The sequence below is a fragment of the Calothrix sp. UHCC 0171 genome, from assembly GCF_034931845.1.
In the GTDB taxonomy this organism is placed as follows: domain Bacteria; phylum Cyanobacteriota; class Cyanobacteriia; order Cyanobacteriales; family Nostocaceae; genus Brunnivagina.
Map to the genome: position 1 here is coordinate 176,462 of NZ_JAYGHN010000006.1, position 15,957 is coordinate 192,418.

Annotated in this window: 15 protein-coding genes; 12 read left to right on the forward strand and 3 right to left on the reverse strand. The window is 41.5% G+C overall.

Annotated features, from left to right (window positions below; translation table 11 throughout):
- Window positions 1-36: 36 nt before the first annotated feature.
- Both VB733_RS07255 and glpX read right to left on the reverse strand, forming a co-directional pair.
- Window positions 37-1,323 carry a glutamyl-tRNA reductase gene (locus VB733_RS07255; RefSeq protein ID WP_323339409.1) on the reverse strand — a complete coding sequence of 429 codons (1,287 nt, stop codon included), beginning with the start codon at window positions 1,321-1,323 and terminating at the stop codon, window positions 37-39.
- A gap of 208 nt (window positions 1,324-1,531) precedes the next feature.
- The gene (gene glpX, locus VB733_RS07260; protein WP_323339410.1) at window positions 1,532-2,569 is read right to left on the reverse strand and encodes a class II fructose-bisphosphatase; all 1,038 of its coding nucleotides are present in this window, start codon (window positions 2,567-2,569) and stop codon (window positions 1,532-1,534) included.
- Between the two features lie 739 nt (window positions 2,570-3,308).
- Here glpX and grxC point away from each other — a divergent pair.
- The 6 genes from grxC (at window position 3,309) to grxD (ending at window position 7,139) form a co-directional block, all read left to right on the forward strand.
- Complete coding sequence (gene grxC / locus VB733_RS07265) at window positions 3,309-3,611, forward strand: glutaredoxin 3 (protein ID WP_323339411.1); 303 nt, start codon at window positions 3,309-3,311, stop codon at window positions 3,609-3,611.
- 140 nt (window positions 3,612-3,751) lie between these two features.
- The gene (gene tadA, locus VB733_RS07270; protein WP_323339412.1) at window positions 3,752-4,237 is read left to right on the forward strand and encodes a tRNA adenosine(34) deaminase TadA; all 486 of its coding nucleotides are present in this window, start codon (window positions 3,752-3,754) and stop codon (window positions 4,235-4,237) included.
- 113 nt (window positions 4,238-4,350) lie between these two features.
- Window positions 4,351-5,136: a 1-acyl-sn-glycerol-3-phosphate acyltransferase gene (locus VB733_RS07275; protein WP_323339413.1), complete on the forward strand. Its 786-nt coding sequence runs from the start codon at window positions 4,351-4,353 to the stop codon at window positions 5,134-5,136.
- Between the two features lie 491 nt (window positions 5,137-5,627).
- Window positions 5,628-6,221, forward strand: coding sequence for a hypothetical protein (locus VB733_RS07280; protein ID WP_323339414.1), 594 nt, complete (start codon window positions 5,628-5,630; stop codon window positions 6,219-6,221).
- Window positions 6,222-6,455: 234 nt separating this feature from the next.
- On the forward strand, window positions 6,456-6,701 hold the full coding sequence (locus VB733_RS07285) for a BolA family protein (protein ID WP_323339415.1): 246 nt from the start codon (window positions 6,456-6,458) through the stop codon (window positions 6,699-6,701).
- A 114-nt stretch (window positions 6,702-6,815) separates the two neighbouring features.
- Complete coding sequence (gene grxD, locus VB733_RS07290) at window positions 6,816-7,139, forward strand: Grx4 family monothiol glutaredoxin (protein ID WP_096616201.1); 324 nt, start codon at window positions 6,816-6,818, stop codon at window positions 7,137-7,139.
- 169 nt (window positions 7,140-7,308) lie between these two features.
- Here the strand turns inward: grxD and VB733_RS07295 are convergent, their stop codons facing one another.
- Window positions 7,309-7,563 carry a DUF6761 family protein gene (locus VB733_RS07295; protein ID WP_096618483.1) on the reverse strand — a complete coding sequence of 85 codons (255 nt, stop codon included), beginning with the start codon at window positions 7,561-7,563 and terminating at the stop codon, window positions 7,309-7,311.
- A gap of 622 nt (window positions 7,564-8,185) precedes the next feature.
- Between VB733_RS07295 and VB733_RS07300 the strand changes: the two genes are divergently transcribed.
- From VB733_RS07300 to VB733_RS07325, 6 genes are all read left to right on the forward strand, one after another.
- The gene (locus tag VB733_RS07300; RefSeq protein ID WP_323339442.1) at window positions 8,186-8,953 is read left to right on the forward strand and encodes a response regulator transcription factor; all 768 of its coding nucleotides are present in this window, start codon (window positions 8,186-8,188) and stop codon (window positions 8,951-8,953) included.
- A gap of 213 nt (window positions 8,954-9,166) precedes the next feature.
- On the forward strand, window positions 9,167-11,584 hold the full coding sequence (locus tag VB733_RS07305) for a phosphoketolase family protein (protein ID WP_323339416.1): 2,418 nt from the start codon (window positions 9,167-9,169) through the stop codon (window positions 11,582-11,584).
- A 570-nt stretch (window positions 11,585-12,154) separates the two neighbouring features.
- Window positions 12,155-12,916 carry a Uma2 family endonuclease gene (locus VB733_RS07310; protein WP_323339417.1) on the forward strand — a complete coding sequence of 254 codons (762 nt, stop codon included), beginning with the start codon at window positions 12,155-12,157 and terminating at the stop codon, window positions 12,914-12,916.
- A gap of 8 nt (window positions 12,917-12,924) precedes the next feature.
- Window positions 12,925-13,713 carry a dienelactone hydrolase family protein gene (locus tag VB733_RS07315; RefSeq protein ID WP_323339418.1) on the forward strand — a complete coding sequence of 263 codons (789 nt, stop codon included), beginning with the start codon at window positions 12,925-12,927 and terminating at the stop codon, window positions 13,711-13,713.
- Window positions 13,714-13,807: 94 nt separating this feature from the next.
- Window positions 13,808-14,593, forward strand: a complete 786-nt coding sequence (gene xth / locus VB733_RS07320; RefSeq protein WP_323339419.1) for an exodeoxyribonuclease III — start codon at window positions 13,808-13,810, stop codon at window positions 14,591-14,593.
- A 30-nt stretch (window positions 14,594-14,623) separates the two neighbouring features.
- Entirely contained in the window at window positions 14,624-15,946 is a 1,323-nt protein-coding gene (locus VB733_RS07325) for a glutamate-5-semialdehyde dehydrogenase (protein WP_323339420.1), read from the forward strand.
- The last annotated feature ends 11 nt before the right edge of the window (window positions 15,947-15,957 follow it).

The following is a 15,957-nucleotide window of genomic DNA, read 5'->3' on the forward strand; positions in this document are numbered from 1 at the left end:
ATTTTTACAAATAATTCGAGATCAGGATATTAACCATTAACTAAATATTTCCTCTACATCCAAATTAAACAACATTTGCAGTGCTTGCATACATTTACGCCTTGCTTCTACATCCTGTTGGGCGCGCAGCTGCACCATTGGGTCGTGTAAAATTTTGTTAACGATGCCTCTGGTTAAGGCTTCGATGACTTCTTGATGTTTGTCACCAAATTCTGAACCCAAACGTGATAGTGCTTTTTCTAATTCCTGTTCGCGAATGGTTTCAATTTTATTTCGCAGACAGCTAATGGTAGTTACAGTTTCCAAACTCCGCCACCAAATATCGAAAGCTTCCACTTCTTCTTCCAAAAGCCCTTCTGCTTCCTGTGCCATTTTCCGCCGACTTTCTTGGTTTTGGGCGACTACAGCCTTTAAGTCATCAACATTAAATGCTTGTACATGTTCAAGTTCATTGACATCAGTATGGACATTGCGTGGCACAGAAATGTCGAACAACATCAGACGACGACTGGGTTCAATAACCATTTCTAATTTGGCGCGATCGAGAATTGGTTCTGTTGCCGAAGTGCTGGTAAATACCATGTCACATTCGGAAACTACTGTCATCATTTCCGTGAGGACATGGGTCCGAATTGGATATTCCGAGAACTGTTTAGCAAGCTCTTGGGCGCGTCCTAGGGAGCGGTTAACAATACAAATTTGTGTAGCCCCCTTAGAGACTAAATGTTGTACAAGTAACCGTGACATTTTGCCGGCACCGAGAATACCGATCGCACAAGCGCGTATATCTTCGACCTGCATATGCGCCAGTTCTACCGCCGCCGAACTGATGGAAACAGCACCTGTACCAATGCTAGTTTCTGTACGTACACGTTTTCCAGCTGTAAGTGCTTGCTTAAATAATCGATTTAAAATTGTTTTAATACCGTTGAATTGTTGCCCTAGTTTGTGGGTATTTTTGACTTGAGCTAGGATTTGACCTTCACCCAGGACTAGGCTATCCAAACCGCCAGCAACACGCATCAGGTGCATAACAGCGTCTTGGTGGAGCAGCACAAATAAATGCGATCGCAACAAGTTCACGGGCAGTTTACTATGCTCAGAGAGAAATTGTGTCACTTCACGAATTCCCAGTTCGGTTTCGTGGGCAACAATATAAATTTCCAAGCGGTTACAAGTGCTGAGAATGGCAACTTCTTCAATGTGAGGATAACTGAGAAGTTGGGCGATCGCACCTTCGACTTGGGCTTCTGGGATACTTAATTTTTCCCGGACTTCAACTGTCGCGGTTTTATGACTTAAACCTACTACTGCTATATTCATCTGCTAAATTGTAATTCCTAACAGTGTTTTGTAATTGGGAATTGGGAATTTGGCATTGGTGATGGGGAACAGGGCATTGGGTAGTGAACATAAGTAACTACGAATTACTTATGTTCGTTGCTTTTGCCCTCAGGGCAGTATGACAAGCTGTTTGCTCCTTTCCTTACCCTTTTGCCCCTACCCGTTGCCCTAGTCCCTAGTTATCACATTAATGCAGTTGGATAATTTTCGATTCTTCTGACATATGAATCGTATCCACAAAGCGGGCAGTTTTCGATTGGCTCGAAATTACCAAACTTTGAGTTCTCGCCCCTCCGTGGAAGAAACGAACACCTTGCATTAAATTACCGGAGGTGATGCCACAAGCGGCAAATAAAACGTTTTCACCCGATGCTAATTCATTAGCGTTATAAACTTTATCGGGATCATTGATACCCATTGAACTTAAACGGTCGAGGTTAGCTTGCTTGCTCTCACCAATCAAACCAGTTTTGACCACTTCTGGATCGTAAATCAGCTGTCCTTGGAAATGTCCTCCTAAAGCACGCATCGCCGCAGCCGAAATCACGCCTTCAGGAGCCGCACCAATACCCATCAAACAGTGAATATTAGTACCAGCAAAGCCACAGGATACGGCAGCACCTACGTCACCATCAGAAATCAACTGGACTCTAGCTCCTGCTTGGCGAATTTCCTTGATTAAATCATTGTGGCGATCGCGTTTCATGACGACGACAACCAATTCATCGATGGAACGGTTGAGACACTCAGATAAAATCTTTAAGTTTTCGGTAGCAGATTTGTTGATGTCAACTTTGCCTTTTGCAGCCGGAGGAGCAGCCAATTTCTTCATGTAGAAATCTGGTGCCGCAAACAAACCACCTTTTTCAGAAATTGCCAATACAGCCATTGAACCAGGTTGACCGTATGCTACCAGGTTTGTACCTTCGCAGGGGTCAACAGCAATGTCAATTTCGACTAATTCATCGGGGTTACAAAAATCTTTGGCATCTGAACGAGAACAGATACCCACTTCTTCACCAATGTAAAGCATGGGGGCATCGTCCCGTTCTCCTTCACCAATCACAATGCGTCCGCGCATGTAAATTTTATTCATGCGTTCGCGCATCGCTTCGACGGCAACTTCGTCCGCAATATTCTTTTCACCCTTACCCATCCAACGAGCAGAAGCGATCGCTGCTTGCTCAACTACCTCAATAATTTCTAACCCAAGAGTATTTTCCACGGAGTCTGCCCTCTCAATTGCTTGATTTTGCGTCGTTTCCAACAGCCATTTCAGTTTTCAAGTCTACCAAAGGGCGGATACATCAATAAACTAATCTTTACGATGCGCGATACAAAGCTTTACTGAATTCTTGGTTGTTGGTTGTCGAGGAACGGTTTGTTCTTGTTATTTCGATGCATTACTCTTCTATAGTTTGACCTGAAAATGTCTGATAATAGTTCTGGTTCTCTGAAGGCTGCCGTTACAGCTACCTACTTTAACTCGATAATTTTTCTGTTCTCAATCAAGCGATCGCTTGATTTTTGATATTTACCGTAGCTTTTACAATATAACGAAAAGTAGTTTATATCTCGTTTGTTAAATCTGAATTTTGTCAAGGATATTAGAAATTGTTCCTATTCACTTGACTACCTATCTTCAAGCTTCTTCATCGGGTTTAACATTATCTGCTTACCTAGCTGAATCAATGTGATGATGGCATTGATTAGTATAGTGGGAGCGGTTGCTATTAGCTGTACTCTACGAGAAGGCTACGCCTATAGCGATTATCTACAAGACCTATAAATAAATGCTAATAGCATTTTGAGAAGTTCATTTTCTAACCGTTCTTAGTATATTATTACCAATTTGAGAAGCACATCTCTAAATTTTGTGGAAAAAGCCTGTTTGAACTCGAAAAAAGACTAGCCACATTCACATAAAATTAACTGTAATAAATCCCTTGGAAACTATTTCGACAATGATCAATTTTGTGAATTCGCTTCTAGGTCGCGATCGCATCAAAGCAAATATCGAAATTTATACTTGGCAGACTTGTCCTTACTGCATCCGTGCCAAAATGTTGCTGTGGTGGAAAGGCGCAAATTTTACTGAATACAAAATTGATGGTGATGAAGCAGCCCGCACCCAAATGTCAGAACGTGCTAACAATTGCCGCACAGTACCGCAGATTTTTATTAATAACCAACATATTGGCGGTTGCGATGAGTTGTATGCACTCGACACCAAAGGACAACTTGATTTGTTGTTGATTGGAGAATAAGGGATTGGATATTTAGGAGCCAGAGTATAAAATTTTTATAAAATATTGCTGCGCTTACTTAACTCTCTCGGTTCAAATTGCCAGGTATAATAGCCTGTATCCCTTGTCTAATGATAGTTTAACCGACCTGTGTTCTCAAGATGTCACTTAAATATTCAGAATATCTGATACATAGACAATGGATGAGTCACGCTTTACAATTAGCTAAATCCGCAGGTGATGCGGGTGATATTCCTGTAGGTGCTGTTATTGTGAATTCCAATTGGGATTTGATAGCAGAAGGAGAAAACCGCAAAGAACGCGACTGTGACCCTACGGCACATGCGGAGATTGTAGCCCTGAGAGCGGCGGCAAAACAATCACAAAGTTGGCGCTTGCAGGGATGTACTCTCTACGTAACTCTAGAACCCTGTCCAATGTGTGCAGGGGCGATAGTACAAGCTCGTGTTGGACTTCTCGTCTATGGAGTAGATGATGCCAAAACCGGTGCAGTGCGAACAGTTGCGAATATTCCTGACAGTGCTGCTTCCAATCATAAATTACGTGTCATTGGAGGCATCCTGGAGTCAAGTTGCCGCCAGCAGTTACAAGAGTGGTTTGCCAATCGGCGACATAGTACAACCTAAAGGACAGAGGTAAAACTGTCCAGTTGGTGTAACAAAAGTTAGGGAAGAAAATCTACGGTGTATCTAATCAAAGTTTTCATCACATCTTAACCCAACAATTAGCAGCCGCCGTTATGATTCAATTTCACTTTTCTTCAGACAGGTGCCATTTTCCAACTATCAACAATGAACTTGCCGAAAGTGCTGCTAATCCCGTAGTTGCGGCTAATTTCACTTCACGAATTTCTCCTTGGCTCAGTTCTTTGGCGTATTTGTTGGGTCGTCATGTGATTTTGCCTTTGTTCTTTGGAAGAATTACGATCGCCGGACAGGAGAACATCCCCAAAAACTGTCCCGTAATTCTTGCACCCACCCATCGTTCCCGTTGGGATGCCATGTTAGTTCCCTATGCAGCAGGACGCTGTGTCACTGGGCGAGACCTCCGATTTATGGTGACAGTCACAGAATGTCATGGCTTGCAAGGATGGTTTATTCGCCGTTTGGGTGGGTTTCCTGTGAATCCTAAACGTCCATCAATCACTACCCTTCGCCATGCCGTAGACTTACTTGTGAATGGTGAAATGCTAGTTATTTTTCCCGAAGGCGGAATTCGCAAAGGCAAGCTTCACTCCCTCAAACCAGGAATTTCCCGTTTGGCTTTAAAGGCGGAAATGACTCATTCTGGCTTGGGAGCGCATATTCTCCCCATGAGCATTGATTACAGCCAGACTAACCCCAGTTGGGGGACAAATGTACATATTCAAATCGGTAAACCAATTGCGGTTGCTGATTATGCTGGTGATTGTCTCAAAAAAAATGCAAATCATCTCATGCTTGATTTAACCAAATCAATGCATCAATTAAGCGATCGCCAATCTCAAGTGTGCGATCGTAGTTTTAGCAAAATTGTTAATAGCTAATAACTAGTAGCTAATAGCTAATAGCTAATTTTTTGCTGTATGTGTTTTGTATGAAAAACTCACCAACAATCTAAATTCTCAATTTTAATTCCCACCTTTAATTCTCAACCATTTAACATTCCCACACCTTAAAATTGACCCATAATCAACAATCCTCAGCATCCAAGGTTCTTTAGCTGGAAAATTAAGTCATTACGACAACATCAGAATGTCTTAGCATTTCATCACGTTGGTTTAATTCTTAAGATTACCCACAGAAATACTTGACATTTGCTGAAAAGTTGCCTTCATTTAGACCCATAGAAAGTGCAAAATGTCAACTCAAAATCAAAAAAGACTCCGGGAACTCCATTAAATCAATTCTCAGTCTAAGAGAGCAAGAACTGAGTATGTAGCTTTACTTTGTCAAATGCCCAAACAGAGTTAAGATACCCGAAGTTTTCATTTTGTTTTATTCACTTTATATTGAGTTGTCGCACCATAAAAACCGCATGAAATTTGCTGCAACTGTTCCTGTAATTCCCTTGGCTTCCTTATCCCTGATAGCAGCCCTTAGCCTCCTATCACCGACCCATGCTCAAGTACCAACACTAACACCAAACTCGAACCAAGCTCAACCAATTGACCCCAACGATCCGAACAACCTTCGTCCGGTAACTCAAAACAGCAGCGTCTTAAGCATTGATGGTGGCAAGCGACTGATGAGTGAAGCAGAAAGCGCAGTTTCTTCCCAAAACTTTGACACCGCAGTTAAGAAACTTCAAGAGGCAAGAGTTGTTTTTAACCAGCTATCAAACTTTTACCAAGAACTCACTTCCAGTTTTTCTGGAATTGACAACCGCGTAGCTGATAAACAGCGTCGCAAAGCTCTAGAAACAGCGCAATTACGAGACGAAGCAACCTATCGACTCGCAGTAGTCCATCGTTCTCAAAATAAACCCGAATTAGCAGTTCCCTTGCTAGTGCAAATTGTCAAAAGCCAAAATCCCACACGAGATTTGGGTAAAAAAGCTTATCAACAACTTGTGGAACTGGGATTTGTAGATTCTCCTACGTCCAGTGGTGGTAACGCCTCCAAAAAGTAAACGCATCCAGTTGTCGTGTAGAGGCTTTATTCGTAATGCCTCTATAGTTTCTAAACATTGTCTAGTTTTTCTTCATCTCAATTTAGAAGCTTGTAAAATCAAGGAATTTTATTGAGCGTAAGTGTAGTCAGTCCGAGATTTTGTTCAAAAATTTCCAAAACCATCTCCCATAATGGCAGAAGCAAGCACTCAGTTTTTGTTAAAAATAGATAATGATGTTTTTAAGGGATTGCGATGATTAGTCCGCAGCAAGTTGAGGCAATGATACAAGCAGAATTGCCAGATGCCCAAATCAACGTGCAAAGTCCAGATGGTGAGCATTTTGAAGTGACTGTCGTGTCATCGCAGTTTGCTGGCAAAGGACTAGTACAACAGCATCAGTTAGTTTACAGTGCCGTCCAAAAAGCCATGTCCAGTGAAGCAATCCATGCTTTAGCACTGAAAACATATACCCCTGAAGCTTGGCAAAGTAGTCAATAGTTCATGTTTATTGGTTATTTGTTGATGGTGAGAGTGAATGTATTTTTATATCCTCAAGACCATGCTCAGTAATCAATCCCTAATGCTCAATATCTAAACAACAAGAGAAAAAATATGACACCAGAAACTAAGCAACGCATTGACGATTTAGTCACCCAAAACAAAATCATGATTTTCATGAAGGGTAACAAATTAATGCCTCAGTGCGGCTTTTCTAACAATGTGGTTCAAATAATGAATGCCTTGGGTGTTCCTTTTGAAACATTGGATGTTTTAGCTGACTCTGATATTCGTCAAGGTATCAAAGAATATTCCAATTGGCCGACGATTCCCCAAGTGTATGTGAATGGTCAATTTGTTGGCGGCTCCGACATTTTGATTGAACTCTACCAATCTGGCGAATTACAACAAATGGTCGAAGTCGCCTTAGCTTCATAGCTTTTTTACCTAAAAAACCAGCCGTTCTCATTAACCAACAACACGGCTGGGTTGATTCTTATATCTCTAATTTCATCTTTCTCAAAAACCATACATCTGCCCCTGGTCATTCAAGCAGATTGTATGCTAATATAATCTGCGTCAATTAGAGATTCGGTTATTCTATGGATTAGTAATATCCATGTTCCGGTTCTGGTTCCGGTTGCGTCATTGCGAAGTTAGAGACATCGTATAAATAGCGTGTTGCTTCCTCCTCTAAACGATGAATCAGATACGGTTCAATGGCATTGCTGTTTCGCAGCGCGGCTAGATAGCCATCCAAATACATCCGCATATCATCCGTGCGATAACCGCGATTCCATAGCTCGACGAAGGCATCGGTGAGTCTTTGGTAATAGCGAATGGTTTGTGTGTCTTGGAGCATAACTGCTGTAGAAATCTGTTTGGAATGAGAATTGTAAAATATCTGAGCTAAAAAGTGAAGTATTACTTCTAGTCTGACATCAATTCAAAGCCGAATATCTCCCTGATAAAAATACATAAAAGCTGCGACTGCTTAATTCCATCCTATGCCAGAACTGGTAAAGTCGGATGGTTGAATTTGTAATTTTTATATATTATGCATGGAAACTTGTTCAACGCTCCATTTTCTTTGTGAAAGAATTGTGACTTTTTGGCATCCTCGGCGAGTGTAGTTATTTTTGGGAAAGTCTACAACAGACGCTACGAAAGCCATTGACTCGAAGCTAAATCCTGTTTAGATGAGTATTATAGTTGACCTCATTATTGTAACAAAAATAAATATATTGCGCTCTGCAATATATTCCCAGCGTTTATTCTCAAGGTAAGACTCAGCGACAGAAAAATATAATTAAAATTTAACAATTGACTCACTTAGCTTTGACAAAGGAGTTGATTGGTGAAATTACGAGTGTAAATTTCAAATAGTAACAAACATATTGCATATGAAGTAACAACGGTTACAAAACCAAGTTGCTAGGCTTTGATACTTTGTAAATTCATAGATGCTAAGGGGTCTTGCAGTTGTGGGTTCGGTTTGTATTGAAATCGTTGAGGGAAATCCCCATCTCAGGTCTTTGTTAGGTTGGCACTTGCAACAGTTGAACTATCGAGTACATCAAGCTGCGAGTATTTATCAAGCCAGGGAAGTTTTTTTGAGCAATCAACCAACGCTAGTTATTCTTGATGCTGATTTACCAGAGGGTGATGGCATGGAGTTTTGTCGTTGGTTGCATCGACAGCAACAGCCATTGATTTTGATGTTATCGGCTCGGAATGGTGAAGCCGATGTTGTGGCTGGGCTTAGGGCTGGTGCAGATGATTATTTAAGTAAACCTTTTGGGATGCAGGAATTTTTAGCAAGGGTTGAAGCGCTAATCCGTCGCAACCGTACTCCTGTGGCTCCAGCTTACTTGGACTATGGTACGTTGCAAATTGATTTAGTGCAACGTCGGGTTCGTTTCCAAGGGGAATTTATTGATTTAACTCCTCAAGAATTTAGCTTACTGTACGTGCTAGCCCAAGCTGGTGGAACAGCTTTGAGTCGTTCGGAATTGTTGCGTCGTGCTTGGCCCGATGCGATTGATAACCCACGGACAATAGACACCCACGTATTGTCATTGCGGAAAAAAGTCGAACTTGACCCGCGTCAACCCAGTTTGATTCAAACTATTCGGAATGTGGGGTACAGGTTCAATATGGAAATACTGAATGTGAATATACCGCAGTCACAAACAAAGTTAACAAAGGAGCGATTTAGCAATCAGCGATCGCCTTTGAGTACGTCGGTGTAGGTGGAGCCAGGTAAATAAATTACTGGTGCAGTTGAAAAATGCGATCGCTCCATAGTCCATAAGTCAATCACATCACAGATTGAAAATTTAAATCTATTTCTCTGACATTCTGAGTAATACTCGTCACTAGTTGGATGAAGCTAAAAGCAAGAAACACATACAATAGCAAAGAAAACACATTTATCGACATCGATTTGCTACCAGGTGCAATTTATGACTTTAGCAATTTCGACTACATCTAAGCCTTTAAGTGACGAAGAACTCCAGAAAATTAATGCTTATTGGCGTGCCGCCAATTATTTATCTGTTGGACAAATATATCTTCTCGATAATCCCCTGCTTCGGGAACCTCTAAAACTTGAACATGTCAAACCTCGACTCCTTGGACATTGGGGAACTACACCCGGTTTAAACTTCATTTATGTTCACCTAAATCGCATCATCAAAAAATATGACCAAAGCACTATTTATATTGCTGGACCTGGTCATGGTGGTCCCGGTTTAGTTGCAAATACTTACTTAGAGGGAACCTACAGCGAGTATTACCCCAATATTTCCCAAGATACCCAAGGAATGCAGCTATTATTCAAGCAGTTTTCCTTTCCCGGTGGTATCCCCAGTCACGTTGCTCCGGAAACTCCAGGTTCAATACATGAAGGTGGGGAACTTGGTTACGCACTTTCCCATGCTTACGGAGCCGCATTCGATAACCCCGACTTACTTGTGGCTTGCGTTGTTGGTGATGGTGAAGCGGAAACTGGTCCTCTAGCAGCGAGCTGGCACTCAAATAAGTTTTTGAATCCTGTACATGATGGTGCAGTATTACCAATTCTGCATCTGAATGGGTATAAAATCGCGAACCCAACTGTACTGGCGAGACTTTCTGACGAAGAATTGGAAAGTTTATTTATTGGTTATGGTTACAAACCTTACTTTGTCGAAGGTTCAGACCCTGCAACCATGCACCAGCTCATGGCTGCCACTTTGGATACCATCACTGAAGAAATTCGGGGAATCCAAAGGGAAGCACGGGTACATGGCTTCAGCAAACGTCCCCAATACCCAATGATTATTCTGAGAAGTCCCAAAGGATGGACGGGACCGAAAGAAGTTGATGGTAAAAAAACTGAAGATTCTTGGCGCAGCCACCAAGTTCCCTTTGGTGAAATTGCTAGTAAACCGGAACATCTCCAACTTTTAGAACAGTGGATGAAGAGTTATCAGCCAGAAGAGCTCTTCGATAGTAACGGTAAATTATTGCCAGAATTGGCAGAACTTGCACCCCAGGGACAGCGACGTATGGGCGATAATCCCCATGCCAACGGTGGTGTGTTACTGCGGGAATTGAGAATGCCGGAATTTGAAAAATATGGGGTAGATGTACCCAAACCTGGCACAGTTGTCGCTGAGGCTACCAAGGTGACTGGTAAATTCCTCAGGGATGTGATGAAGCTGAACTTAGAAAGCAAGAATTTTCGCATCTTTGGACCTGATGAAACGGCATCGAATCGATTGGATGCAGTATTTGAAGTTACAGATAGAACCTGGAATAGCAAGCTATTACCGGAAGATGATCATCTTTCCGCCGATGGTCGAGTCATGGAAATTCTCAGCGAACATACCTGTCAAGGTTGGTTAGAAGGATATTTATTAACAGGTCGTCACGGGTTTTTCTCTTGTTACGAAGCATTTATCCACATTATCGACTCGATGTTTAACCAACATGCGAAGTGGTTAAAAACGACCTTGGATATTCCCTGGAGACGACAAGTAGGTTCGTTAAATTATTTACTTACTTCCCACGTTTGGCGACAAGACCATAACGGGTTTTCTCATCAAGACCCCGGCTTTATCGACCATGTAGTGAATAAGAAATCTGAGGTAGTTCGCGTATATTTACCACCAGACGCGAATACTTTGTTATCAGTGACAGACCATTGCTTGCGAAGTCGTCATTACGTGAATGTCATAGTTGCCGGCAAACAGCCAGCATTGCAGTATCTCGATATGGATGCAGCGATTAAGCACTGTAGCAAAGGTGTAGGGATTTGGGAATGGGCAAGCAACGATATGGGTGGCGAACCCGATGTGGTGATGGCATGTGCGGGGGATGTACCAACATTAGAAACTTTAGCAGCTGTGGATATATTGCGATCGCATGTTCCCAGTTTAAAAGTGCGGGTTGTGAATATCGTTGATTTGATGAAACTGCAACCGCCGACGGAACATCCACATGGTTTGTCAGATGCAGATTTTGATTCCATTTTTACCACCAACAAACCCATTATTTTCGCCTACCACGGTTATCCTTGGCTAATTCATCGTCTTACCTACCGCCGCACAAATCATAAAAATTTACATGTTCGCGGTTATAAGGAAGAGGGAACGACGACAACACCTTTTGATATGGTGGTATTGAATGATTTAGATCGATTCCATTTAGCAATGGATGTAATTGATAGAGTGCCAACATTGGGTTATTCGGCTGCTTATATTAAGCAAATGTGTCAGGACAAGCTCATTGAACACAAGCGATATATTACCCAATATGGTGAAGATATGCCGGAGATTCGTGATTGGAAATGGGAAGATATCGGTGCGAATACAAAGGTAGGGCATGAAGGTAGTTAGGTTTTAACTCAAATGTCTCTACTAATGTAGAAAATGTCGTTGGGTGAAGGCGCATAATATATACTTGAAGCGAAATCAAGAGTATGTTTAGCGCTGAACCCCAACATTAATATCATGTCCGGTTGAATACTCATCATTCAAAGTGATACCATTTCACGAAAAGTCTGATACAGATGTAAATCCTGCAAGCTTTGCTGCATCTAAGTTTTTTAATTGCGTAGCTTTAGCTTCACTCTTTGAGAAGGCTTGCGCCTACGCGACAGCGAGTATTGCGAATTGCGAATTGCGAATTGCGAATCGGTATGACACGGAGACTTAGAGACGGGGGGACGCGGAGAAATTTTAATTGTAAGTGATTAGACGAACATGACATAACTCAACATTTTATATTTTTTATTGAGTATTCCCATACTGCAAGCAGTTAGCTATTAGCCTTTAAGTCTATTTAGTGAGTCCAGTTTCTAGTGGTTTTTAGTATAAATGCTCTATTTTTTTATTTATAAAATTTAGTTTATACATAAATAGCCTAAGTACAAACATTCAGTAACTAAAAACTAATTTCTAAAAATTATGGTTCTAGCCACCTCTAGAAATCAAACTCCAATAGTCACATGGGAAAAGCTCCCAGACGATTTTATTCTGCCCGATGAACCAGTGGAAAATCTTCAACAACCAACCATTGCAGCAGCACTGACAGATGCTTTAGGTGCAGCGAATCGCATTCAACCCCAAATGTTGATTGCTGTAAATTTTGCGCTTGTGGCTACGGTTAATCAAAAAAATGTAGTCAAAGCTCCCGATTGGTTATATGTACCGAATGTATTACCTGTGGGTACGGGAGTCATTCGTCGCAGCTATACGCCCAATATTGAAGGGAGTGCTGTCGCGGTGGTGATGGAATTTCTTTCGGATGCAGATAATACAGAGTATTCGATTCGTCCCACCTTTCCCTATGGGAAATTATATTTCTATGAGCAAATATTGAAAGTGCCAACCTATGTAATTTTTAACCCCTACGAATTAACCCTAGAAGTACGTTGTTTGCAAAATAATCAATATGTTTTACAGGAAGCTTCCGAATTAGGGCGCTATTGGATTCCCGAATTAGAATTATTTTTGGGAATTTGGCAGGGAACCCGGCTGGGGTTAAATATTGATTGGTTGCGCTGGTGGGATGAAGCAGGTAATTTACTGTTGTGGAGTTCTGAACAAGTTGAACTGGAAAAGCAACGTGCAGAGGCGGCAGTTGCAGAACTTGAAAGCGAACGTCAGAAAAAAGAGCTATTTGCTGCTAAATTACGTGAATTAGGTGTCAATCCAGATTTAATTTAATTAAAGACATGACAAATATGAAAATTACAACAACCTACGTCAAAATCCCTAATCACGACTTAGAAATTGACGCTTATTTAGCGCAGCCAGTGAGTACGGGAGAGTTGGGAGCAGTTATCGTTTTTCAAGAAATTTTTGGGATTAATAGTAATATTCGCGAAATAACCGAACTAATTGCACAGCAGGGTTATGTCGCCATTGCCCTGGCGATGTATCAACGGATTGCTCCCGGCTTTACACGTGATTTTAGCCCTGAGGATGTAGGATATAGCCCAGAAGCATATCAACTTGGTTTGGAATATTATCAACAGGTAAAATACCCAGAAATAATCAGCGATATTCAAGCTGCGATCGCATACTTGAAGACTTTGCCCAATGTTAATGATAATGCAATTGGGGCTATTGGTTTCTGTTTTGGTGGTCATGTTGCTTATATTGCGGCAACTTTACCTGGTATTAAAGCGACTGCTTCGTTTTACGGTGGTGGGATTACTACTCCTAGTTATGGTGAGGAAATTCCCACAGTTAATCGGACTGCGGAAATTCAAGGGACTATTTACACATTTTTTGGGACAAGGGATGCGCTGATTTCGGCGGCGGAAAATGAGAAAATTGAAGCTGAATTGAAAAAACATCACATTAATCATCGTGTATTTCGATATGATGCTGGGCATGGGTTTTTTGCGATGTTCTTCAAAGATAAATATCCATTCTTGGAGCAAAATCCTAGTTACAACCCAGAAGCGGCGACAGACGCTTGGCAACATGTTTTGGAATTATTTAAAAATCATTTGTGAATCAATGAATGGGAGTAACTAAGCAATTTCTAATTATTTATAATTGAGTCAAAATTAAATTTTACCCAGTCCAGAAAAACAACTATTTCTATTAATGAAAATTGCCTCTTGGAATGTTAACTCGGTGCGATCGCGTTTAGAACATGTTACAAATTGGTTACAACAAAATCCTGTGGATGTTCTTTGTTTACAGGAAACAAAAGTTGTTGATGCTGATTTTCCTCGGAGTGATTTGGAGGCTCTCGGTTATCACACATATATCTACGGGCAAAAATCCTATAATGGGGTGGCTTTGCTCAGTCAAAAACCACTCGAACAAGTAACTACAGGTTTCGCCGGCATCTTACCCGACATCGAACCCGAATGGGATGAACAAAAGCGGATAATTACAGGTGTCATTGATGGTGTCAGAATTCTGAATCTATATGTACCCAATGGTTCTGAGGTAGATAGCGAGAAATATAAATATAAACTCGGTTGGCTGAATTGGCTGCACAAATATCTGAAAACTCTACTGCAAACAACGCCAGATATTTGTATGTGTGGTGATTTTAATATTGCCTTAGAAGACAAAGATATTCACGAAAACGTCAGCAGTATCAAAAATCATATTATGTCTTCCGATGCCGAACGTCAGGCACTCAATCAATTATTGGCACTAGGCTTTGCCGATGCCTTCCGCAAATTTACTGAGAAAGGAGGACACTATAGTTGGTGGGATTATCGGACAATGTCATTTTCACGCAATCGCGGTTGGCGCATTGATCATCATTATTTAACACCAGAATTATACAAAAAAGCTGTTAGTTGTGCGATCGATTTGGAACCGAGAAAATTAGTGAAACCCAGCGACCATGCACCAGTAATTGTAGAATTTTAGGATATATTTAACGATGATATAGATTTTGTTATGACTGCTCCTCAAGCTACTTTATCTCCTCTACTAGCGATCGCTCAACAAACTCGTGCTGCTGCCTTGCGGTTAGCGGTGCTGACGACTGAGGAACGCAATCGAGCTATTGATGCTATTGCTCAAGCCTTGGAATCCGCTCAGGATAATATTTTACGGGCAAATATTGCCGATTGTGAAGCGGCTGTGGCTGATGGAATTGCCAAACCCCTGTATAAGCGTTTGCAGTTGGATAAACATAAGTTGCGGGATGCGATTAATGGGGTGCGGGATGTTGGTAAACTTGCTGATGTTGTGGGTGCGGTGCAGATTCATCGCGAAATTGATACAGGCTTGATTTTAAAGCGGGTAACTTGTCCTTTGGGGGTTTTGGGGGTGATTTTTGAAGCACGTCCCGAAGCTGCAATTCAAATCGCCTCCCTGGCGATTAAGTCGGGGAATGGTGTGATTCTCAAATGTGGGAAGGAAGCTGTAGGTTCCTGTGAAGCGATTTTGCAAGCGATTAAAGAAGGGCTTTCAGGAACTGCCGTAAATCCTGATGCCGTGCAGTTACTAACCACTCGTGAAGAGACATTGGAGTTATTGAAGTTAGATAAATATGTCGATTTGATTATTCCTCGTGGTTCTAATTCCTTTGTGCGATTTGTGCAGGAAAATACGCGCATTCCTGTACTCGGACATGCTGACGGGGTTTGTCATTTATACATTGATGATGCAGCAGACATCAATAAAGCAATTCGGATTGCAGTTGATTCTAAAACTCAATATCCGGCTGCATGTAATGCGATAGAAACAATGTTAGTTCATAGTGAGATTGCCGCAACCTTTTTACCGCAAATTGCCGAGGCATTCCAAACAGTAAATGTCGAATTACGAGGATGCGATCGCACCTGTGAAATTTTACCAGATATTCACAAAGCAGTACATACCGACTGGGATACTGAATACAGCGATTTGATTTTGGCTGTGAAAATTGTTGATAGTTTGGAAGATGCGATTACACATATCAATAGCCATGGTTCCAAACATACCGATGCAATTATTACTGAAAATAGTGAACATGCCACGACATTTATGTCATTGGTAAATGCTGCTGGTGTCTATCACAATTGCTCGACTCGTTTTGCTGATGGGTTTCGCTACGGATTTGGTGCTGAAGTCGGTATTAGTACGCAACAGATGCCACCACGGGGACCCGTTGGTTTAGAAGGCTTAGTCACCTATAAATACCAAGTGACAGGCAATGGTCATATTGTTGCCGATTATACTGGAGCCAAGGCAAAATCATTTACTCATCGCGATTTGGTGATTGAGGGGACGTAATTAATCATCGT